Genomic DNA, 20,543 nt, shown 5'->3' with positions numbered 1-20,543 from the left:
GCTGGTCGATTCCCCAAAGACCGATATACCGCTAGGTCACATTTATGACTCAGCGGTATATCGCTCTGAACCCATGTGCCGCCGCGCGCGGCAGGACCCAGGTGCCGCCGCGCGCGCGGCAGGGCCGAGCCGCCGGACACCGAGCGGCCGGGGCGCGGGATGCCAGAGACCGCGCCGTCGGGTCCGGGGCGCTGGGGCGGGGGCGCTGGAGACGGGGCTGCGGGCCCGAGACACCGAGCCCGGGGCGGCGCGGCCCACACGCTGAGCCTGGGGTGGCTGGGCCCAGGGCCGGGGCGGCGAGGACGGGACAGGCCTCCGCGCGGCGTCCGGAGCGGGCGGCGGACACGACGGCGCCCCGCTCCGGAACAACCGGGGCGGGGCGCGTCGTGACAGGTCAGGGTGCCGTGTAGGTGACGGTCACCTTCTCGTAGCCGAGGGAGCGCAGCAGCCCCTCCAGCATCTTGCGGGTGTTCGCCTCGGCCCGTGCGCCGAGCCCGCTGTCCCGGGCGGCGGCGGTGATCCGGTCCTCGGCCAACTTGTAGATCTGCTGCTGCCGGTTGGGGTCGCCGGCCACCAGGTCGTTGAGCCGGTTGATCAGGCCCCGCTCCTCGGCGAAGACATAGCTCTTGTCCATGTCCAGGTCGGTCTCGCCGAGCTGCGGCGCGGGCAGCTTGATCTCGACGGACTTGCCGTCGTCGGAGGCCACCACGGCGCCGTCGGCGATCTTCGTGAAGTCGACGTACGCCTCGACCCGGCCCGCCCCGACGAACAGCGTGCGCTCGTTGAGCAGGAAGTCGGGCACGTTGCGCCGGTCGTTCTGCACGTCGACCACCACCTGGAAGTTGCCCTCCGCGGCGACGTAGCGGCTCAGGTCACGGATCGACTTGAGCAGCGGCGGCTGGCTGCGGTCGGTCTGCTCCTTGGCGAACGGATTGCGGAAGTCGGGCAGCAGGCCGGTCGCCTGCACGCCGAGCAGCACCACCACCGCCAGCGCGGCCGCGCCGAGCACCCAGAGCAGGCCGCGAGCCGGGCCGCCGCCCGGCGCCCGACCACCCGGCTCGGGGTCGGGCGGAGAATCCGCCCGGTCGCGCAGGGACTCGCTGGTCGGGTATTCCGGAAACTCCCTGGTGGGCTGGTTGATGTCACCGTCGCGGGCCATCGCCCCTCACCGTCCTCGTCCGACACATCGACTGACAATGACGGTACGGGCACCGTGCGACAGTCGCTCGTCGAGCGACCCGATCGGGTGAACCCGTAGGTCAGGCGAAGGCGGAGAGCCCGGTCAGCCGCTGCCCGATGACCAGCTGGTGGATTTCCGAGGTGCCCTCGTAGGTGAGCACGCTCTCCAGGTTGTTGGCGTGCCGCATCACCGGATATTCCCCCGAGACGCCGTTCGCGCCGAGGATCGTGCGGCACTGCCGGGCGATGGCCAGCGCCTCCCGCACGTTGTTCAGCTTACCCACGCTGACCTGCTCGGGGCGCAGCTTCCCGGCCTCGGCGAGCCGGCCCAGGTGCAGCGCGAGCAGCATGCCCTTGTTCCACTCCACCGCCATGTCGGCGAGCTTGGCCTGGGTGAGCTGGAAGCCGGCCAGCGGCCGGCCGAACTGGGTGCGCGTGGTCGCGTACTCCAGGGCGGTCTCCAGGCAGTCGCGGGCCGCGCCGAGCGCGCCCCAGACGATCCCGTGGCGGGCCTCGGTCAGGCAGCTCAGCGGCGCCTTCAGGCCGGTCGCGCCGGGCATCTGGGCCTCCGCCGGCAACCGCACGTCGTCGAGGGTGATCTCGCCGGTCAGCGACGCGCGCAGCGACATCTTGTGCCGGATCTCGCGCGCCGTCACCCCCGGCGTGTCCATCGGTACGGCGAAGCCGCGCACGCCCTCGTCGGTGCGGGCCCAGATCACGGCGACGTCGGCGATCGGCGCGTTGGTGATCCACATCTTGCCGCCGGTGAGGATCCAGTCGTCGCCGTCGCGGCGGGCCCGGGTGGCCATCGAGGCCGGGTCGGAGCCGTGGTCCGGCTCGGTCAGCCCGAAGCAACCGATCGCCTCGCCGGTCGCCATGGCCGGCAGCCACCGCTGCTTCTGCTCCTCGCTGCCGAAGCGCCAGATCGCGTACATGGCCAGCGAACCCTGCACCGACACCAGCGAACGGACGCCGGAGTCGCCGGCCTCCAGCTCCAGGCAGGCCAGCCCGTACGCGACGGCGGACGCGCCGGCGCAGCCGTACCCGGTCAGGTGCATGCCGAGCAGGCCCAGCTTGCCGAACTCGCGGGCCAGCTCGCGGGCCGGCACCTCGCCGTCCTCGTACCACCCGGCGACGTGCGGGCGTACCCGGTCGGTCACGAGCTGGCGCACGACGGCGCGGATCTGCCGCTCCTCCTCGCTCAGCGACGCGTCGATGTCGAGCAGGTCGAGAGGAGTCATGGCGTCACCTTAACCAAGCCTCAGGCGGGCGTCACTCGCCCTGGTCGCCGAGGACCAGCACCCGCGCGTGGATCTGGTTGCGTTGCTGGAGCGCGGCGCGCAGCGCCCGGTGCAGGCCGTCCTCCAGGTAGAGCCCGCCGTTCCACTGCACCACGTGCGGGAAGAGGTCGCCGTAGAAGGTGGAGTCCTCCGCGAGCAGCTTGTCCAGCGCCAGCTCCCGCTTGGTGGTGATGAGCTGGTCCAGCCGCAGCGGGCGCGGTGGGATCTCGGCCCACTGCTTCAGCGTGAAGTTGTGCTCCGGGTAGGGACGCCCGTCCCGGACCGCCCTGAAGATCACGGCGCGCTCTCCTCCCCCAGGCCCGGCTGACGATGTGGCTGCCAGCCTAACCGCTCAACTCCACCGTCCCCGCCGGACCACATCCTGCACCGGACGCCGCCCCCGGCGCAGCGACGGTGACCGGTGGTCGACGGCTCGGTAACCAATGGTGATCGCGCCGATCGGGTGCAGCTCCGGCGGCACCCCGAACGCCTCCCGGTACGCCCCGGTCCGCTGCGGCGGGATGCCGAAGAAACAGGCGCCCAACCCCTCGTCCACGGCGGTGAGCAGCATCATCAGCGCGGCGAAGCCGGTGTCGACGTACCAGTAGGGCACCGGCCAGCGCTCCTCGGCGCGGTCCGCCCAACCCTTGTCCGGCTCGGCGTACCGGTCGAGGTAGGCGTCCCGGTTGGCGTGCGGCACCACGATCAGCGGGGCCCGGCGCATGCCGCTCAGCCAGCGCTCCCGGCCGCCGCCGTCGGGGGTGGCCGCCGACCAGAACCGCGCCCGGTCGGTCGGCTCCTCCAGCACCAGGAAACCCCAGCCCTGCGCGAACCCGGCCGACGGCGCGCGCAGCGCGTGCGCCAGCAGCCGGTCCACCACCTCGGGCGGCACCGGCCGGTCCGGGTCGTAGTTGCGCACCATCCGGCGTCGCCGGACGACCTCGGCGAACTCCACGGTCAGGCCGCCGGCCGGACGCCCCAGACGCCCCGCCACGTCTGGCCGGCGTCGAGTGTGATCAGGTCCCGCCCGGACCGGAACGCGTCCGGCGGGCAGGTCATCGGCTCCACCGCGACCGACCGACGGTGCCGCTCGCCGCCGAGCGTGTCGCCGGTGAAGACCTGCCACCAGCCGAACTCGCGGTCCGCCCAGATCCGCAGCGACGACGAGCCGTCCGGCGCGCCGAGCGTCACCGCCGAGCCGCCGTCGGCCTCCCGCTCCACGTCACCGAAGGCCATGTCGAGCACCAGGTCGCCGATCGGGCGGGGGGCGGTGAAGTCGAACTCGGTGCCGCTCACCGCGCTCGCCGCCACCGGCAGCAGCCGGCCGTCCACCTGCACCCGGCTCTGCCCCGGTACGCGCATCAGCAGCTCGTCCACGCCGACCTTGGGCAGCTGGAAGTAGGGGTGCACGGAGAAGCCGAACGGCGCCGGCTCGGCGGACAGGTTCGTCACCTCGTGCTCGGCGCGCAGACCCTCCGGGCCGACGCTCCACCGGCTGCGCAGCCGCAGCGCCCACGGGTAACCGGGGGTGGGCGGCAGGTCGTAGCCGAGCGTGACGCTCTCCGCCGACCGTTCGACCAGTTCCCACCGGACCCAGTTGACCAGGCCGTGCAGGGCGTTGTGCCGCTCCGGCTCGGTCAGGTCGAGCTGGAACGAGCGGTCCCCGAACGTGTAGACGCCGTCGCGGATCCGGTTCGGCCAGGGGGCGAGCACGTGCCCGGCCGAGCCGGGGCAGAGCTCGTCCTCGGCGTACCCGTCGAGGTAGTCCCGACCGTCGTGCCGGTAGGCCCGCAGCCCACCGCCCACCTCCACCACGACGGCCTCGTGGCCGGCGGCGGCGATGGTCCACTGTGTCCCGGACGGTGACTGCACGTCGATCCCCATGTCCGGGACCCTACCGTCAGCGACCGTCGTCGGAGTGGGTGGTCGCGCGATAGCGCAGCAGCGCGGGGAACGCCACCACCAGCAGCGTCGCGAGCACGGCCGCCGCGAGACCGCCGCCGACCATGGCGAACCCGGTGCCGAAACCGGCGGCCATGGTGCCGGCCCGCAGGTCGCCCAGCCGTGGCCCGCCGGCCACCACCACCGTGTTCACGCCCTGGAGCCGGCCGCGCATCCGGTCCGGCGCGTAGACCAGCAGCATCGACTGCCGCAGCGTCGCGCTGACCAGGTCGGCGGCGCCGGCCACACCGAGCAGCAGCACCGCCAGCCAGAGCTGGCCGGCCAGCCCGGCGCACGCGATCGCCACGCCCCAGCCGACCACGGCCACGGTGAGCGCCAGCCCCTGCCGGCGGACCCGGCCGATCCAGCCGGAGGTGAGGCCGCCCAGCATCGCGCCGATCGCGATCGAGCTGTAGAGCCAGCCGACCGCCGCGCCGCCGCCGAACCGCTCCTGCGCCAGCTCCGGGAAGAGCGCCCGCGGCATCGCCAGGATCATCGCGATCAGGTCGATGGCGAACGAGAGCAGCAGCACCGGCGTGGTGGCCAGGTAGCGGAAACCGTCGACGATGCTGGCCAGCCCGGCCTTGCGGACGCCGCCGTCCGGGTCCGGTTCCGGTGGCATCGCCGGCAGCCGCAGGGTGGCCCAGAGCGAGACGGTGAACAGCAGCGCGTCCACCCCGTACGCGATGGGCAGCGCCACGTCGACCCGCCAGGCCGCGAAGATCAGGCCGGCGGCGAGCGGGCCGAAGACGGCCGCGGCGGTGAACGTGGTGTAGTTCAGCGTGGTGGCGGCCGGGACCAGTTCGGCCGGCACCAGCCGGGGCAGGATCGCGCTGCGGGCCGGCGAGGTGATCGCGAACGCCACCGTCTGCACGGCCACCAGCAGCAGGAGCAGCATCGGGCTGCCCACCCCGGCCAGCGACTGCACCAGCAGCCCCAGCGTGGCGGCCCAGAGCAGGGCGCCGGCGGCGAGCAGCACCCGACGCCGGTCCCGCGCGTCGGCGACCGCCCCGCCCCACAACCCGAAGACCAGCAGCGGCACGAACCCGGCGATGCCCAGCAGGCCGACCCAGAACGAGCCGCCGGTCAGGTCGAACATCTCCACCGGCACCGCGACGGCGGTGAACTGGAAGCCGAACATCGCCACCGCGTTGCCGAGCCACACCCGGCGGTACGCGGGCACGCCCAGCGGGCGCAGGTCGATCGCCCAGCGGCGCGCCCCGCGCGGCCGGGTCTTCGTGACCTCCGTCACGGTGCGAGCCGCTCGACGACCCAGACCCCGTCGCCGGTACGCCGGAACCGCAGCCGGTCGTGCAGCCGGCCGGCCCGGCCCTGCCAGAACTCCACCGTCTCCGGGCGGACCCGGAAGCCGCCCCAGTGCGGCGGCGCGGGGATCGGTTCCACGCCGGCGAACCGCTCCGCCGCCGCCCGGTACGCCGCGTCCAGCGCGGCCCGGTCCGGCACCACCTCGGACTGTGCGCTGGCCCACGCACCGAGCTGGGAGCCGCGCGGCCGGCCGGCGAAGTACGCCTCGGTCTCGGCCCGGTCGACCCGCTCGACCCGACCGGTGACGGTCACCTGCCGCTGCATCGGAAACCAGGGAAAGACCAGGCTGGCCCACGGGTTGGCGGTGGCCTCGACGCCCTTGCGCGAGCGGTAGTTGGTGAAGAAGACGAACCCCTCCGGGTCGTACCCCTTGAGCAGCACCGTGCGTCCGCTGGGCCGGCCCTCGGCGTCGGCGGTGCCCACCACCATCGCGTTCGGCTCGGGCAGCGGGTGGGCCACCGCGTCGGCGAACCAGCGGCCGAACTGGGTGTGCCAGTCCGGTGCCAGGTCCGGTTCGGAAAGGCCCAGGTCGGCGGCGTACTCGTTACGCATGCCGGCCGGGGCGGGTGTGTCGCCTGTCACTCTCGCCGTCCCTCTCCCGGGCGTGCCGGCGTCCCCCGACGCTGGCCAGGCCCCGCCACCCAGTCTTCTCCTCCCCGCCTCGGTGTCCACCGGCGGGGATGTCACGTGGCGCACACCGCCAGCGGGTCGCGCACCTGGTTACCCACCGGGCAAGATGTCACGAACCACTTCCCTGAGGGTCGCCTGAGCTGCGGGGCCGGATCAGCCCGCCCGGGCGCACCGAGCCCAAGCCAGGAGACGACATGTCCGATTTCAAGCCGGGCCTCGAAGGCGTCGTAGCCTTCGAGACCGAGATCGCCGAACCCGACCGCGCGGGCGGATCCCTGCGCTACCGGGGCGTGGACATCGAGGATCTGATCGGCCAGGTCTCCTTCGGCAACGTCTGGGCGCTGCTGGTGGACGGCCGGTTCGGCCCCGGCCTGCCGCCGGCCGAGCCGTTCCCGGTGCCGGTGCACTCCGGCGACATCCGCGTCGACGTGCAGTCCGCGGTCGCCATGCTGGCCCCCTACTGGGGTCTCAACCAGCTCCTCGACATCTCCGACGAGCAGGCCCGCGAGGACCTCGCCCGGGTGTCGGTCACCGCGCTCTCCTTCGTCGCCCAGTCGGCGCGTGGGCTGGGCCTGCCGGCCGTGCCGCAGAAGGAGATCGACAAGGCCGAGACGATCGTCGAGCGGTTCATGAAGCGCTGGCGGGGCGAGCCCGACCCGCGGCACGTCAAGGCCGTCGACGCCTACTTCATCTCGGCCGCCGAGCACGGCCTGAACGCCTCCACCTTCACCGCCCGGATCGTCGCCTCCACCGGCGCGGACGCCGCGGCCTGCATCTCCTCCGGCATCGGCGCGCTCTCCGGCCCGCTGCACGGCGGCGCCCCGTCCCGGGTGCTGACCATGCTGGAGGCGGTCGAGCGCAGCGGCGACGCCGAGGGCTACGTCAAGGGCGTGCTCGACCGGGGCGAGCGGCTGATGGGCTTCGGGCACCGGGTCTACCGGGCCGAGGACCCGCGCGCCCGCGTGCTCCGGCGCACCGCCAAGGAGCTGGGCGCACCCCGCTTCGAGGTGGCCGAGGCGCTGGAGAAGGCCGCCCTGGCCGAGCTTCAGGCCCGCCGCCCGGACCGCGTCCTCGCCACCAACGTCGAGTTCTGGTCGGCCGTGGTGCTGGACTTCGCCGAGGTGCCGGCGCACATGTTCACCTCGATGTTCACCTGCGCCCGGATGGGCGGCTGGTCCGCGCACATCCTGGAGCAGAAGAAGCTCCAGCGGCTGGTCCGCCCGTCCGCCACCTACGTCGGCCCGGGCACCCGCAAGCCGCAGCAGGTCGAGGGCTGGGACGCCATCCCGCACGGCGTCTGAGGTGTAAGGAGGGGCCCCTGCTTAACGCATCCTGCATAGGCGGGGCCCCTTCTTAACGCCCGCGCTGTGGCGTACGCCTCAGGGCCGGGCGTGGGACCAGCGGCCGGTCGCGGCCGGTCGGGTGCGAGGATGAAGGCCGGCAGCGCTGCCGGCCGGGTTCGGATCCCGGCCGTCCCGTGCGCCCGACGCACGAGCCGGTCGCCGGTCCGCGCCCGCAGGAAGGGCCCGCCCTCGCCCATGCGGAAGGATCGAGACAACCGTGGCTGACGCACCGACCATCCGGATTCCCGACGACCTCAGGCCCGCCGACGGACGCTTCGGCTGCGGGCCCTCCAAGGTCCGTCCGGCCGCGGTCTCCGCGCTCGCCGACGTCGCCACCAGCTACCTGGGCACGTCGCACCGGCAGAAGACGGTCCGGGACCAGGTCGCCCGGCTGCGCCGTGGCCTGGCCGAGTTCTTCTCCCTCCCCGAGGGCTACGAGGTGGTGATCGGCAACGGCGGCACCACCGCGTTCTGGGAGGTCGCCACGTTCGGCCTGATCCGGGACCGGGCCCAGTTCGCCAGTTTCGGCGAGTTCGGCGCCAAGTTCGCCAAGTCGGTCTCCGACGCCCCGTTCCTGGGCGAGCCGACCGTGCGCAAGTCCGCGGCGGGCAGCGCGCCGTCCCTGGTCGCCGAGGCGGGCGTGGACGTCTACGCCACCCCGCACAACGAGACCTCGACCGGCGTGGCGGTGCCGATCAGCCGGGTGCCGGGCGCCGACGAGGGCTCGCTGCTGCTGGTCGACGCCACCTCCGGCGCCGGTGGCCTGGACGTGAATGTCGCCGAGACCGACGTCTACTACTTCGCCCCGCAGAAGTGCTTCGGCTCCGACGGCGGCCTCTGGCTGGCGCTGATGTCGCCGGCCGCGCTCGCCCGGGCCACCGAGATCAAGTCCTCGGGTCGCTACATCCCGGCCTTCCTCGACCTGGTCACCGCGATCGACAACTCGCGGCTGGAGCAGACGTACAACACCCCCGCGCTGGCCACCATCTTCCTGGCCGCCGAGCAGACCGACTGGATGAACTCCCAGGGCGGCCTGGCCTGGGCGGCCAAGCGCACCGCCGAGAGCGCGGGCATCGTGTACGGCTGGGCCGAGCGCTCGTCGTTCGCCACCCCGTTCGTGTCGGACCCGGCGCTGCGCTCCAACGTGGTCGCCACCGTCGACTTCGCCGACGGGGTGGACGCCACCGCGATCGCCAAGGCGCTGCGCGCCAACGGCATCGTCGACACCGAGCCCTACCGCAAGCTCGGCCGCAACCAGCTGCGGGTGGCGCTCTTCCCGGCCGTCGAGCCGGCCGACGTCGAGGCGCTCACCGCGTCCATCGACTACGTGGTCGAGCGACTCTGATCGTTCCGTCACGGTGGGTGGTCGTCGGGGCTCCGGCGGCCACCCACCGTGATCATTGCCGCAGCTCAGTCGCGACATGCCGGGGTGTCGCAGTCCCCATGTCCGGGTAGATGAGCGTACGGTGGTGCGAGACGCCCGGGTGGCCGGCTCCCGTGGCGTGACGGCCAGCGAAGCGGGACGGAGGCAAGCCCATGCGCCCAGTACGCTTCGTCGCCCTCTCCGAGGACGGCCAGGCCCTGGTGCTCGCCGACGAGGTGGGGCGCCTGCTCGCGTTGCCCATAGACGAGCGCATCGCCTCGGCGCTGCACGCCGAGCCGGGCGCGCCCCCGCTCGCCGTGGTGCCGTCCGCCACCGACCCGACGCCGTCCCTGTCCCCGCGCGACATCCAGGCCCGGATCCGCTCCGGCGAGTCCGCTGAGGACGTCGCCCGCATCGCCGGCGTGCCGGTCGACCGGGTGCTGCGCTACGCCGGCCCGGTGCTCCAGGAGCGGGCCATGCTCGCCCAGCACGCCCGCCGCACCCGGCTCAAGGGCGCGGAGAAGCCCACGCCACTGGCCGAGGTGGTCAACGGTCGGCTGGCCCAGCACGGGATCGACACCGAGAAGATCTCCTGGGACGCCTACCGCCGCGACGACGGCACCTGGCGGATCATCGCCACCTGGCCGTCCGGCAAGGCCACCGCCCAGGCGGTGTGGGATCTCGACAAGACCCGGCAGAACGTCGCCCCGCACGACGACATGGCGCAATACCTGTGCGCCGAGCGTCCGACGCCGATCCTCGGCCAGGAGCCGGCACCGGAGCGGGGCGGCCACGCGCTGCCCGGTCCGTCGCGTGGTGAGCCGAGCCGGGGCGGGCACGGCCTGCCGGCCGCCTCCGACCACCCCCGTCCGGGGCGGGACCCGATCCGCGCCGGCCGCGACGCGCTGCTCGCCTCGCTGGACCGGCCGCTCGGCGGCACGTCCGGCCGTGGCCTCGACACCCGGTCCCCGGCCGCGCTGGCCGGGTCGGACGCCCCCCGCCAGCGGGCGGTCGCCGGTGGCGCCGCCGCGCTCCTCGGCGGCGGGCAGGGTTCGGCGTTCGACGACGACTCGGACGCGCCGAAGGAAATCCCGGCCGTGCCGTCGCTGGCCGTGCTGCGGCCCCGGCGCACCGGTCCGGCGTCGGCGTCCGGGGGCTCGGGCAACGAGTCCACCGACGCCGCCGGCAAGCCGCGCAAGCGGCTCCCGAGCTGGGACGACGTGCTGTTCGGCAGCGGCCCGGCGGCCCGCGAGTCCTCCTGATCCTCCGGTCCGCCCTGGCTCGTCGACAAGGCACTCGAAGTGCCCGCGTGCCAGGGTGGACCCATGGAGTACACGAACCTGGGACGCACCGGTCTGTCGGTGAGCCGGCTCTGTCTCGGCACGATGAACTTCGGGCCGCAGACCGACGAGCCGGACAGCTTCGCCATCATGGACCGGGCGCTCGAACACGGGATCAACTTCTTCGACACCGCGAACGTCTACGGCTGGAAGCTCGGCGAGGGCGTGACCGAGCAGATCGTCGGCCGCTGGTTCGCCCAGGGCGGCGGGCGGCGCGACAAGGTCGTCCTGGCCACGAAGGTCTACGGCAAGATGGGCGAGTGGCCCAACGACCAGGGCCTGAGCGCCCGGCACATCATCCGGGCCTGTGAGGACTCGCTGCGGCGGCTCCAGACCGACACCATCGACCTCTACCAGATGCACCACCTCTCCCGGACCACGCCGTGGGAGGAGATCTGGCAGGCGATGGAGACGCTGGTCGCCCAGGGCAAGGTGCTCTACGTCGGGTCGTCCAACTTCGCCGGCTGGCACATCGCGCAGGCACAGGCCGCCGCCGGCAAGCGCAACTTCCTCGGCCTCGTCTCCGAGCAGAGCATCTACAACCTGCTCACCCGGCACGTCGAGCTGGAGGTGATCCCGGCCGCGCAGCACTACGGCCTGGGCATCATCCCCTGGTCGCCGCTGCACGGCGGGCTGCTCTCCGGGATCATCCGCAAGATGGCCGACGGCAGCGCGGCCCGGGGCGCCAGCGGCCGCTCGGCCGACGCGCTGGCCGAGCACCGGACCACCATCGAGGCGTACGAGAAGCTCTGCGCGGACCTCGGCCAGGACCCGGCCGACGTGGCGCTGGCGTGGCTGCTGTCCCGGCCGGGCGTGACCGCCCCGATCGTCGGCCCGCGCACCATGGACCAACTCGACCGCAACCTCGGCGCCCTCGACGTCCACCTGGACGACCCCACCCTGACCCGCCTCGACGAGCTGTTCCCCCCGATCGGCAACGGCGGCCCCGGCCCCGAGGCCTGGGCCTGGTAACCCCCGTCGATCTTGCGGTTTGCGCCCTCGGTCTGCCCGTTTCGCGCGTTACGCCGGGGCCACAACTGCAAGATCGCCGGGGGCGCCGGGGACGGAAGCGGGTCAGAGGGGCCAGGTGGTGAGGGGGGTGTGGTGGGGGGTGGGGTGGAGATGGCTGCGGACCAGGGTGAGCTTGTCGGCGGGCCACTCCGGGCCGGCGTACCGGTGCAGGGTCTCGCGGTCGGCGTGGACGTCGGCGGGCGGGATGCGGTCGCCGGGGCGGGCGATGGTCAGATGGGCCCGGAACGGCTTCTCGTCGTACGGGAGCCCGGCCCCGCGCAGCTCGTCCCGGATCAGCCGGGCGAGGACGTCAAGCGCCTCCACGTCGCCGCGGACGTCTGCCCAGAGCACAGTGGACCGCCCCCGGCCGAAGCTGCCGCCACCGCCGAGACGCAGTAACGGCGAACCACTCCGGCCGTCCCGGAACGCCTGCGCGGCCAGCCCGAGCGCGCTCTCGACGTCGACCAGCCGGTCGTCCGGCACCTCGCCCAGGAACGCCAGCGTCAGGTGCAGGTGGTCCGGGTCGGCGAGCCAGACGTCGACGCCGGCGGCGGAGGCGGCGCCGACCCGCAGCCGGGTGACCCGCTCGACCAGGTCGGCGACCGCCGCCGGGGGCGGGTAGACCGCCGCGAAGAGACGCACCCGGTCAGCGGTGCCGCTGGTGGTGCGCCGCCCGCGCGGCGGGCAGCGTCAGCCCGGCGGCGTGCAGCAGCCCTTCGACGCGTACCCGTTCGATCTCCCGGTCGACGCCGTCCAGCTCGGCCAGGTGCTCGGCGATGCCCAGGGCCCGGCAGGCGGCCCGCAGCCGCTCGTCGTACGCCTCGATGACCGCGCCGTGCCACACCACCGGGCGGTCGGCGGCGGTGAGCCGGTGGCCGCCGAGCCGGCGCAGGTCGGTGGCGAGCTGCTCCAGCGGGCGGCGGCCCTCCCGGTCGAACTCGGTGAGGTCGATGTCGCGGGTCAGCGCCTCGGCCTCGATGGCCCGGTCGAGTCGGGCGATGGTGCGGCGTTCGCGGCGTCGGTCGCGCCAGTCGGCCCAGCCGCAGGCGACCCGGTCGAGGATCTCGTCGGCGCAGAAGACCAGCGCGATCAGGGCGGGCAGGCAGCAGACGGCGAGGATCGTCAGCGCGAGTAGCAGCTCCTGCCCCAATCCCACACATCGACGCTAAGCCCTGCCGCACCCGGTTGCCACCCGTTCCGGGAATCCGACTGGTACGGGTGTTAAGAGGGGGCCCCTCCTCTACCGAATGCGTTAAGAGGGGGCCCCTCCTTTCACTCGGCCCCGGGGGACACCACGTAGAAGCGGGGCATCGGCAGCACCCGCATCCGCAGCCGGGCGCCGGAGCGGCGCAGCTGCCAGGTGAGCGCCAGCAGCGCGGCGGCCAGCGAGATCAGGCCACCCATCCAGATGCTCGCGCCGGCGCCGAACCGCTCGGCCACCCACCCGATGATCGGCGCGCCGACCGGGTTCGTCCCCAGGAACACCAGCACCCACAGCGCCATCACCCGTCCCCGGAAGGAGGCGTCGACGCCGAGCTGCACGCGCTGGTTGGCGGCCTGGGCGAAGAAGACCATGAAGAACCCGGTGGGCAGCAGGAGCGAGACCACCATCCAGTACGCCGGGGCGAGCCCGACCAGGGTGCCGAAGCTGGCGCAGCCGATCGCCGCGCCGAGCACCAGCCAGACCGAGGGCCGGCTGCGCCGGCCGGTCCCGGCCAGCGCGCCCACCAGCGCGCCGACCGCCAGCGCGGTGCTGAACAGGCCGAACGAGGCGGCACCGGTGTGGAACACGGTCTTGGCCAGCGCGGCGAGGGTGAGCTGGAAGTTGAACAGGCTCATCCCGATCACCGACATGACGACCATCGGCAGCAGGAGGTCGGGGCGGCGCGCCACGTAGCGCAGGCCGTCCACCACCCGCGCCTGGTCCCGCTCGCCGGCCGGCGGCAGGTCCTTGCGGTGCAGTTCGGCCGGGCGCATCCGGACCACGTTGACCAGCGGGGCGATCGAGCTGAGCGCGGTGACCAGGAAGACCGGGCCGACGTCGAACGCGGCGATGGCCAGACCGGCGACGGCCGGGCCGACGATCCGGGCGGAGTTGAACACGGCCGCGTTGAGCGAGAGCGCGTTCGGCAACAGCGGCATGCCGACCAGCTCGGAGACGAACGCCTGCCGGACCGGGGTCTCCACCGCGTTGGCGACGCCGAGCAGGGCGGCGAACGCGAAGACGTGCCACAGCTGCACCACGCCGGTGACGACCAGCAGGCTCATCCCGAGCGCCAGCACGGTCCAGAACGCGTTGGCGACGAAGAGCAGCATCCGCTTGTCGTAGCGATCGGCGAGCCGGCCGGAGAGCAGCGTGAGCAGGAGCACGGGGGTGAACTGCAACGCGGTGACCACGCCGAGCGCGGTCGCGGAGTTGTCGCTGAGCTCGAGGACGAGCCAGTCCTGGGCGATGAACATCATCCAGACGCCGATCAGTTTGATCAGCTGCCCGGTGGCGAAGAGTCGGTAGTTACGGACTCGTAGGGACTGGAACATCGTGCTCAGCTTGGCCTGCACTCTAGGTGCGCCTCCTCGCGTCGGGTACGCCTCATCCACAACGGACGAAGCGAACCGCGCGACGCGGTGTCAGGCGCGGGCGATTGCCTGAAGGATGTCCGCGGCCCGCCGGAGCGTGTCGCGTTCCTCCTCGCTGAGCGCGGCCAGCCGGTTGGCCAGCCACTCGTTGCGGGCCCGCTCGAACTGGTCGAGCACGGCCCGTCCCCCCTCGGTCGCCGCCAGGATGACCTGCCGTCCGTCGGTCGGGTGGGGGGTGCGCTGCACGAGGCCGCGCTCCTCCAACTTCGCGACGATCTTCGTCATCGTCGGGGGCTGCACCCGTTCGACGTCGGCCAGTTCCCGTGGCGTGAGGGCGCCCGCCAGCTTGAGGCTGGTGAGCGCCGACAGCTGGGTGACCGTGAGGTCCCCGACCGGCCGGGCCTGTCGGACCCGCCGGTTGAGTCGGGTGATCGCATCTCGCAGCTGGGGGGCCAGCTGCGCCGGTGGCACGCGTTTCGCCGTCACCGTCCGCTCCGTCACACTCGTTAGCTTAACTAATGAGCCTGGCTAACGACGTGCGTTATGACCAGGCTCACCAGCGTCAGAGCAGCACGGACTCGATCGGCCCGCGCAGGAAGTAGAGGATGAAGAGCGCGGCCACGCCGTACAGCAGGGGGTGGACCTCCCGCGCCTTGCCCTTCGCCAGCTTCACCAGCACGTAGCTGATCACGCCGGCCCCGATGCCGTTCGAGATCGAGTAGGTGAACGGCATCAGCACGATGGTGAGGAACGCCGGGATGGCGATCTCGTAGTCGGTCCAGTCGATCGTGCGGACCGCCGTCATCATCAGGAAGCCGACCACCACCAGCGCGGTCGACGCCGCCTCGAACGGCACGATCGCCGACAGCGGCGCCAGGAACATGGCCAGCAGGAACAGGACGCCGGTGACCAGGTTGGCGACGCCGGTCCGGGCGCCCTCCCCGACGCCGGCCGCGCTCTCGATGTACGAGGTGTTGCTCGACACCGAGGCCGCGCCACCCGCGGCGGCGGCGATCGAGTCGACCAGCAGGATCTCCTTGGCCCGCGGCGGGGTGCCCTGCTCGTCGAGCATGTCCCCCTCCTGGCCGATCGCGACCATCGTGCCCATGGTGTCGAAGAAGTCCGTGATCAGCAGCGTGAAGACGAACATCAGCGGGACCAGCCAGCCGACCCGGGTCCACGAGTCCAGCACGTTGAAGTTGCCCAGCAGCGACAGGTCCGGCAGGTCCACCACCTGCTTCGGCAGCTCGGGCACGTTCAGCGCCCAGCCCTTCGGGTTCGGCTTGCCGTCGACGAAGGACGGGCCGATGTTGCCGATCGCCTCGACCACGACGGCCAGCACGGTGGAGGCCAGGATGCCGATCAGGATCGCGCCGCGGACCCGGCGGACCACCAGCACCACCGTGATCAGCAGGCCCACCACGAAGACCAGCATCGGCCAGCTGACGATCTTGCCGTTGATGCCCAGCCCGACCGGCACGGTGCTGTTCGCCGCGTCCGGCACCCGCCGCACGAAGCCGGCGTCGACCAGCCCGATGATGGTCAGGAACAGGCCGATCCCGACGCCGATCGCGGTCTTGAGCTGCGTCGGCACCGAGCGGAAGACCGCGGTACGCAACCCGGTGAGCACAAGGATGCCGATCAGCACACCCTCGATGACCACCAGGCCCATCGCGTCCGCCCAGGTCATCTGCGGCGCGATCTCGAAGGCGACCAGCGCGTTCACGCCGAGCCCGGCGGCCAGCGCGATCGGGAACCGGGCCACCACCCCCATCAGGATGGTCATCAGACCGGCCACCAGCGCGGTGGCCGCGGCCAGCGCCGGGATGGCCAGCGTGCGCCCGTCGGCGTCCTCCGCGCCGCCGAGGATCAGCGGGTTCAACACCACGATGTACGCCATCGTGAAGAACGTCGCGAACCCGCCCCGGATCTCCCGGCCGGTGGTGGACCGGCGGGCGGAGATCTCGAAGTAGCGGTCGAACGCGTTGCGCGGGTGCGCGGGGTCGGGCGGCGTGCCGTGATCCGGCGGCGGAGCAATGGACATCGGGTCCTCATCGGGTTCATCGACCGGTTTTGTCGCGCGCATCGTCCCAGATCACCCGGCGGGCAGGGAAGGACGATCACGTACGCTGGACCGGTGCCCCGAGAGCAGCAGCCGCGGCCCGAGCCGCTCGACCCGCCGATGGTGCCGTTCGCCGTCGCCGGGCTGATCGCCTGGGCGGTGGCCGGCCTGGTGCTGCTGCTCTTCTTCCGCGACTGGCTCACCGCGCACGGCCATCAGAACTGGCTCTGGACCTGCCTCGCCGGGTTCCTGTGGGGTTTTCCCGGGCTGGCCACGATGATGCGGCACGACGCCAACCGGCGCCGCCGCCGGGCGGCCGCCCAGCCTCAGCGCTGACCGGTCAGGAGTGGCCGTACGGCTCCGCCGGCTCGGCCGCCTCCACCGAACCCGGGGCGCGGCTGACCGACATGGCCTCGACCGCGCTGTCGTCGTAGATCGTGGGCAGCTCGTCGACCGGCGTCTCGGCCGCCGCCTCGACCAGCGTCTCCGAGTGCGCGCCACAGCCGTGGTCGGCGCTGACCACCCGACCGTCGTCCGGGGCGAAGAAGTTGCCGCAGGCGCCGAAGGCCAGCCGGAGCGCACCGGCCAGCGGCAGGTAGAAGCCGCAGGTGCCGCAGCGGGCGGCGGCCGGCGCGGAGGCGGAGATCGGGGCGTCCGGCCCGTGGTCGCCGTCGTACCAGCGCTGGGCGGTGTCGGCACGTCCCTCGCGGGACATCACCCGGGCCCGGCCGAGGCCCAGCTCCCAGGAGGTCTCCTCCACGGCCGGGTCGTCGGAGAGCAGGTAGCCGGGGGCGAGCCGCTCGTCGTCGGCCGGGGTGGGCAGCAGGTCGCCCGGGCCGAGGTCGCCCGGCTTGAGCCGCTCCTGCCAGGGCAGCCAGCCCGGGGCGAGCAGCGCGTCGGGGCCGGGCAGCAGCACCGTCTCGCAGATGGTGACGTGCTTGCTGCGCGGCACCCGGGTCACCGTGACGGCCCAGCGCCAGCCGCGGTAGCCGGCCATCCGGCAGTCGAAGTAGTGGGTGACGACCCGGTCGCCCTCGGCGACGGCCTGGAGATGGTCGCCGACGTCGGTCGGCTCCACCTCGGTGATGGCGTCGCGGGCCACCTCGACGGCGGCGGCGCAGACCTGGTCGAGCCGGGGAGCGCGGGCGGAGGCGGGCCTGGTCACCGGTCCATTGTTCCCCATGCCCCTGGAACGGTGACAGGCACTCCCCGGAGTCGTTCTCTCCGGGTGATGCGGCGCGCGCGGAGCAGATGGGCGAGGATGGGACACATGGCGCTGTCCTCCCGCTCCGGCCGCTCCTTTCTCGGGCGGACCGTCGGCACCGGCATCCGCGCCACCCGGCTGCTGCTGCGGGGCTCGGTGCACGGTGGGCGCTGGATGACCCGCCGGGCCGGCACCGCCCGGGCCCGCAGTGCCGGCAACGAGGTGGGCATGGTCCGCCTCTTCGACCTGCACGCGCTGTCCTGCGCCGGCGACACGCTGATCGCCATCGGCCTGGCCGGGACGATCTTCTTCGACGTGCCGCTGGGTGAGGCGCGCAACAAGGTCGCGCTCTACCTGTTGGTGACCATGGTCCCGTTCGCCATGCTCGCCCCGGTGGTCGGCCCGCTGCTCGACCACTTCCGCCACGGCCGCCGCTACGCCCTGGCCGCGACCATGCTCGGCCGGGCCTTCCTGGCCTGGTTGATCTCCGACTACATCGGCGGTTTCGGGCTCTACCCGGCGGCGTTCGGGGTGCTCGCGCTCTCCCGCGCCTACGGGGTGGCCCGGTCAGCCGCGGTGCCCCGACTGCTTCCCGACGGGCTGGGGTTGTCCCAGGTCGGGGCGCGGGCCAGCGTCTACGGCACGGTGGCCGGCGCGCTGGTGGCCCCGATCGGTCTGGCCGCGTTCTGGTTCGGGCCGCAGTGGCCGCTGCGGGTCGCCTCGGTGATCTTCCTGATCGGCATGGTGATCTCGCTCCGGCTGCCACCGAAGGCCGACTCGGAGCCGCCGGAGCGGCTGCCGCACCCGCTGCGGGCGATGCGCCGCCGCGACGGCGAGCGCCCGCTGGGCCGGGGGCGCCCGGCCGGCCGGCTGGTGATCGCCACGCTGATCGGCGCGGCGGCGTTGCGCGGGCTCTACGGCTTCCTGCTGCTCTTCCTCGCGTTCGCCATCAAGGGCGGCGACCTGACCACCGACTTCTTCGGTCGGGAGCTGGGTGCGCAGGCCGCGCTGGGCCTGGTCGGCGGCGCGCTCGCGGTGGGCACCTTCCTGGCCACCGCACTCGGCACCCGGCTGCGCATCCACCGCCCGACCGCGATCCAGTCCAGCGGCACGGTCGTCGTCGCCGGCGTGGCGGTGCTCGCCACGCTCAAGTTCTCGCTGCCGATGGTGGCGCTGCTCTGTCTGGTGGCCGCGCTGATGAGCGGGATCGCCAAGCTGGCGGTGGACGCCTCGATCCAGGAACGCATCCCGGAGCGGCTGCGGGCCAGTTCCTTCGCGCATTCGGAGACCGCGCTGATGCTGGCCTTCGTGGCCGGCGGCGGGCTCGGGCTGGTGCCGTTCACCGGCCTGATCGGCGTGGCGGTGGCCGCCGCCGTGGCCTCGCTGGTGGCCCTGCGCGGGGTGCTGGTCGCCGGCCGGCTGCGCGGTGAGCACCTGGCCGGCCGACCGCTGGGCGACGACGAACTGGGCGCCGACGGGCCGGGCGCCGAGCCGGTCAGCCGCCCCGACGACGCGGCCCCGACCTCGTTCGACGATCCGGCCCCGACCTCGCCGGCGCCGCAGCGCGTCGAACCGCGACCGGACGACGACGAGCTCGCGCCGCCCGGATTCCACATCTACCGCCCCTCCTCGTCGGTCGGCGGGCCGGGCACGGCGGAGGACGAGAACCGGCGCGACCCTCGGGGGCCGGTGGCGTGACCGGGTTGCTGGTGGTCACGGCGGTGCCCGCCGAGGCCGAGGCGGTCCGCGCCGGCCTCACGGGTGCGGGCGTGACGGTGCTGCCGGTCGGGGTCGGCCCGGCGGTCGCCGGCGCCGCCACCGCACGGGTGCTGGCGCTGGCCGAGGCGGCCGGGCAGCCGTACCGGGCGGTGGTCAGCGCCGGCATCGCCGGCGGCTTCGTCGGCCGGGTCGCCGTCGGCGGCACCGTGCTGGCCGACCACAGCGTCGCCGCCGACCTGGGTGCTGAGTCGCCGGCCGGGTTCATCCCGGTCGAGGACCTGGGCATGCCCCCGGAGCTGCTGGGCGGCGGACGCGTCGTGCCCGCCGACCCGGGCCTGCTGGGCGCGCTGCGCGCCGCCCTGCCGGCGGCCACCGTCGGCACGGTGCTCACGGTCAGCACGGTGACCGGCACCGCCGAGAGCACCGCGGCCCTCGCCGACCGGCACCCCGACGCCGTGGCCGAGGCCATGGAGGGGTACGGCGTCGCCGTCGCCGCCGCCCAGGCCGGCGTCCCCTTCGCCGAGCTGCGGACGATCTCGAACCCGGTCGGCCCCCGGGACCGCAGCTCATGGCGCATGCGCGAGGCGTTCACCGCGCTCACCACCGCCGCGGCCGCGCTCCGCTGACCGGCCGCTCGAATCTCATCACCGCCGCCGACCACGACTCGACCTCGAACCCGCAGAGCCACAGAAAACGCGCGCCCTCCCCCTCCGCGACGACACGGGCCGGCCGCACGTCGTGCCGGGCCATCTCGGCGGTCAGCGCGGCGACCAACGCCCGACCGATCCCGAGCAGCCGGTACGCCGGCGCGACCCGCAGCCCGTCCACCACGATCTGACACGCCTCCGGCGACGGACCCGTCTCGAACGACCCGTCGCCGGGCTCATGCGCGTGCAACTCGCCGACAAGCGTGCCGTCGGGCAACTCGGCGACGAACCGCCAGGAGGTCGTCGGGAGCACCGGGTGCAGGTGCCGACGGACCCGGTGCTCCCGACGCACCCACTCCCGGTGCCGGTCGCGGTCCCGCCGATCGCGGTCGAGCCGGTAGGTGACGGCGGGCAGCGGCGTCCGGTAGCCGCTCGCCAGGCTCGACCAGTGCGCCCACCAGGCACCGGGCCAGTCCTTGGGCTCGCGCACCTCCCGGGCGTCCAGGTGCGCGGGGCAGTGCCGACCGGCAGCGTCGCGCAGCCCCTGCTGCGGCACCGCGGTCAGCACCCCGGCCGCCGTCGCGGCGCCCGTCGCGGCACCCGTCGCGTCGCCCGGACCGGCCGGTCGCCCCGCGATGGTGATCCGACCGGCGGCCGCGGCCACCAGCCGCTCGACCGTGCGAAAGTTCGGCCCGGTCGACCGCCCGGACTCGATGCGCGCAAGGGTCGCCTGCGGTACCCCGGACCTCGCCGCCAGCTCGCGCTGGCTGAGGTCGGCCGCCCGGCGCAACGCCCGCAGCGTCGCCCCCAGATCGATGGCCTGCCCAGGGTCACTCACGACGACATGGTCGACGGTGGGCACCGCAGCCATCCACCCCACACGTCCACCTGTGGATAACCATGTGGAAAAGCGGTGCTCCT

General features: G+C 73.4%; 21 protein-coding genes. 7 read left to right on the top strand and 14 right to left on the bottom strand.

The window, feature by feature from the left end; all coding sequences use genetic code 11:
* Positions 1-394 precede the first annotated feature (394 nt).
* From O7600_RS21335 to pdxH, 7 genes are all read right to left on the bottom strand, one after another.
* The gene (locus tag O7600_RS21335) at positions 395-1,159 is read right to left on the bottom strand and encodes a DUF4230 domain-containing protein (RefSeq protein WP_281589960.1); all 765 of its coding nucleotides are present in this window, start codon (positions 1,157-1,159) and stop codon (positions 395-397) included.
* Between the two features lie 100 nt (positions 1,160-1,259).
* A complete protein-coding gene (locus O7600_RS21330; protein ID WP_281589959.1) occupies positions 1,260-2,420 on the bottom strand; it encodes an acyl-CoA dehydrogenase family protein in 1,161 nt (386 codons plus the stop codon).
* 31 nt (positions 2,421-2,451) lie between these two features.
* Positions 2,452-2,757 carry a type II toxin-antitoxin system VapB family antitoxin gene (locus O7600_RS21325; protein ID WP_089154454.1) on the bottom strand — a complete coding sequence of 102 codons (306 nt, stop codon included), beginning with the start codon at positions 2,755-2,757 and terminating at the stop codon, positions 2,452-2,454.
* Between the two features lie 54 nt (positions 2,758-2,811).
* On the bottom strand, positions 2,812-3,414 hold the full coding sequence (locus O7600_RS21320; protein ID WP_281594224.1) for a nitroreductase family protein: 603 nt from the start codon (positions 3,412-3,414) through the stop codon (positions 2,812-2,814).
* Between the two features lie 2 nt (positions 3,415-3,416).
* The gene (locus O7600_RS21315; RefSeq protein WP_281589955.1) at positions 3,417-4,343 is read right to left on the bottom strand and encodes an aldose 1-epimerase family protein; all 927 of its coding nucleotides are present in this window, start codon (positions 4,341-4,343) and stop codon (positions 3,417-3,419) included.
* Positions 4,344-4,359: 16 nt separating this feature from the next.
* Positions 4,360-5,652 (bottom strand): MFS transporter, encoded by a 1,293-nt coding sequence (locus tag O7600_RS21310; RefSeq protein WP_281589954.1) that lies wholly within the window; start codon positions 5,650-5,652, stop codon positions 4,360-4,362.
* Positions 5,649-6,278: a pyridoxamine 5'-phosphate oxidase gene (pdxH, locus tag O7600_RS21305; RefSeq protein WP_281594223.1), complete on the bottom strand. Its 630-nt coding sequence runs from the start codon at positions 6,276-6,278 to the stop codon at positions 5,649-5,651. The genes O7600_RS21310 and pdxH overlap by 4 nt, the downstream gene beginning before the upstream one ends.
* Positions 6,279-6,550: 272 nt before the next feature.
* On the opposite strand from pdxH, the gene O7600_RS21300 reads away from it, so the two are divergent.
* The 4 genes from O7600_RS21300 (at position 6,551) to O7600_RS21285 (ending at position 11,374) form a co-directional block, all read left to right on the top strand.
* Positions 6,551-7,657 (top strand): citrate synthase 2, encoded by a 1,107-nt coding sequence (locus tag O7600_RS21300; RefSeq protein WP_091583263.1) that lies wholly within the window; start codon positions 6,551-6,553, stop codon positions 7,655-7,657.
* 259 nt (positions 7,658-7,916) lie between these two features.
* On the top strand, positions 7,917-9,044 hold the full coding sequence (serC, locus tag O7600_RS21295) for a phosphoserine transaminase (RefSeq protein ID WP_281589951.1): 1,128 nt from the start codon (positions 7,917-7,919) through the stop codon (positions 9,042-9,044).
* A gap of 191 nt (positions 9,045-9,235) precedes the next feature.
* Entirely contained in the window at positions 9,236-10,324 is a 1,089-nt protein-coding gene (gene sepH / locus O7600_RS21290) for a septation protein SepH (RefSeq protein WP_281589950.1), read from the top strand.
* Positions 10,325-10,387: 63 nt separating this feature from the next.
* Positions 10,388-11,374 carry an aldo/keto reductase gene (locus O7600_RS21285; protein WP_281589948.1) on the top strand — a complete coding sequence of 329 codons (987 nt, stop codon included), beginning with the start codon at positions 10,388-10,390 and terminating at the stop codon, positions 11,372-11,374.
* Positions 11,375-11,476: 102 nt separating this feature from the next.
* Here the strand turns inward: O7600_RS21285 and thpR are convergent, their stop codons facing one another.
* The 5 genes from thpR to O7600_RS21260 form a co-directional block, all read right to left on the bottom strand.
* A complete protein-coding gene (gene thpR / locus O7600_RS21280) occupies positions 11,477-12,055 on the bottom strand; it encodes an RNA 2',3'-cyclic phosphodiesterase (RefSeq protein ID WP_281589946.1) in 579 nt (192 codons plus the stop codon).
* A 4-nt stretch (positions 12,056-12,059) separates the two neighbouring features.
* Complete coding sequence (locus O7600_RS21275; RefSeq protein WP_281589944.1) at positions 12,060-12,569, bottom strand: hypothetical protein; 510 nt, start codon at positions 12,567-12,569, stop codon at positions 12,060-12,062.
* Positions 12,570-12,685: 116 nt separating this feature from the next.
* On the bottom strand, positions 12,686-13,972 hold the full coding sequence (locus O7600_RS21270; RefSeq protein ID WP_281589942.1) for an MFS transporter: 1,287 nt from the start codon (positions 13,970-13,972) through the stop codon (positions 12,686-12,688).
* 69 nt (positions 13,973-14,041) lie between these two features.
* On the bottom strand, positions 14,042-14,491 hold the full coding sequence (locus O7600_RS21265) for a MarR family transcriptional regulator (protein WP_281589940.1): 450 nt from the start codon (positions 14,489-14,491) through the stop codon (positions 14,042-14,044).
* 61 nt (positions 14,492-14,552) lie between these two features.
* Positions 14,553-16,076, bottom strand: coding sequence for an NCS2 family permease (locus O7600_RS21260; RefSeq protein ID WP_281589938.1), 1,524 nt, complete (start codon positions 16,074-16,076; stop codon positions 14,553-14,555).
* 51 nt (positions 16,077-16,127) lie between these two features.
* On the opposite strand from O7600_RS21260, the gene O7600_RS21255 reads away from it, so the two are divergent.
* Positions 16,128-16,388: a DUF2530 domain-containing protein gene (locus tag O7600_RS21255; protein ID WP_091583294.1), complete on the top strand. Its 261-nt coding sequence runs from the start codon at positions 16,128-16,130 to the stop codon at positions 16,386-16,388.
* A 4-nt stretch (positions 16,389-16,392) separates the two neighbouring features.
* Here the strand turns inward: O7600_RS21255 and O7600_RS21250 are convergent, their stop codons facing one another.
* Entirely contained in the window at positions 16,393-17,235 is an 843-nt protein-coding gene (locus tag O7600_RS21250; protein WP_281589935.1) for a DUF3027 domain-containing protein, read from the bottom strand.
* A gap of 87 nt (positions 17,236-17,322) precedes the next feature.
* Here O7600_RS21250 and O7600_RS21245 point away from each other — a divergent pair, with 87 nt between their 5' ends.
* Both O7600_RS21245 and O7600_RS21240 read left to right on the top strand, forming a co-directional pair.
* Complete coding sequence (locus O7600_RS21245; protein WP_281589933.1) at positions 17,323-18,954, top strand: MFS transporter; 1,632 nt, start codon at positions 17,323-17,325, stop codon at positions 18,952-18,954.
* Positions 18,951-19,601, top strand: coding sequence for a futalosine hydrolase (locus O7600_RS21240; protein ID WP_281589931.1), 651 nt, complete (start codon positions 18,951-18,953; stop codon positions 19,599-19,601). The genes O7600_RS21245 and O7600_RS21240 overlap by 4 nt, the downstream gene beginning before the upstream one ends.
* On the opposite strand, the gene O7600_RS21235 is transcribed toward O7600_RS21240, so the two are convergent.
* The gene (locus tag O7600_RS21235; RefSeq protein WP_281589929.1) at positions 19,573-20,460 is read right to left on the bottom strand and encodes a GNAT family N-acetyltransferase; all 888 of its coding nucleotides are present in this window, start codon (positions 20,458-20,460) and stop codon (positions 19,573-19,575) included. The two genes, O7600_RS21240 and O7600_RS21235, sit on opposite strands and share 29 nt — an antisense overlap.
* Positions 20,461-20,543 lie beyond the last annotated feature (83 nt).

It is taken from the genome of Micromonospora sp. WMMA1998 (assembly GCF_027497375.1).
In the GTDB taxonomy this organism is placed as follows: domain Bacteria; phylum Actinomycetota; class Actinomycetes; order Mycobacteriales; family Micromonosporaceae; genus Micromonospora; species Micromonospora sediminicola.
The sequence above is the reverse complement of the archived record's forward strand: the minus strand, read 5'-3'. Positions and strand labels throughout refer to the sequence as shown.

Coding starts and splice junctions, on each gene's coding strand:
- O7600_RS21335 (WP_281589960.1), bottom strand. CDS start 1,159: ATGGCCCGCGACGGTGACATCAACCAGCCCACCAGGGAGTTTCCGGAA.
- O7600_RS21330 (WP_281589959.1), bottom strand. CDS start 2,420: ATGACTCCTCTCGACCTGCTCGACATCGACGCGTCGCTGAGCGAGGAG.
- O7600_RS21315 (WP_281589955.1), bottom strand. CDS start 4,343: ATGGGGATCGACGTGCAGTCACCGTCCGGGACACAGTGGACCATCGCC.
- pdxH (WP_281594223.1), bottom strand. CDS start 6,278: ATGCGTAACGAGTACGCCGCCGACCTGGGCCTTTCCGAACCGGACCTG.
- O7600_RS21300 (WP_091583263.1), top strand. CDS start 6,551: ATGTCCGATTTCAAGCCGGGCCTCGAAGGCGTCGTAGCCTTCGAGACC.
- sepH (WP_281589950.1), top strand. CDS start 9,236: ATGCGCCCAGTACGCTTCGTCGCCCTCTCCGAGGACGGCCAGGCCCTG.
- O7600_RS21285 (WP_281589948.1), top strand. CDS start 10,388: ATGGAGTACACGAACCTGGGACGCACCGGTCTGTCGGTGAGCCGGCTC.
- O7600_RS21260 (WP_281589938.1), bottom strand. CDS start 16,076: ATGCGCGCGACAAAACCGGTCGATGAACCCGATGAGGACCCGATGTCC.
- O7600_RS21250 (WP_281589935.1), bottom strand. CDS start 17,235: ATGGGGAACAATGGACCGGTGACCAGGCCCGCCTCCGCCCGCGCTCCC.
- O7600_RS21245 (WP_281589933.1), top strand. CDS start 17,323: ATGGCGCTGTCCTCCCGCTCCGGCCGCTCCTTTCTCGGGCGGACCGTC.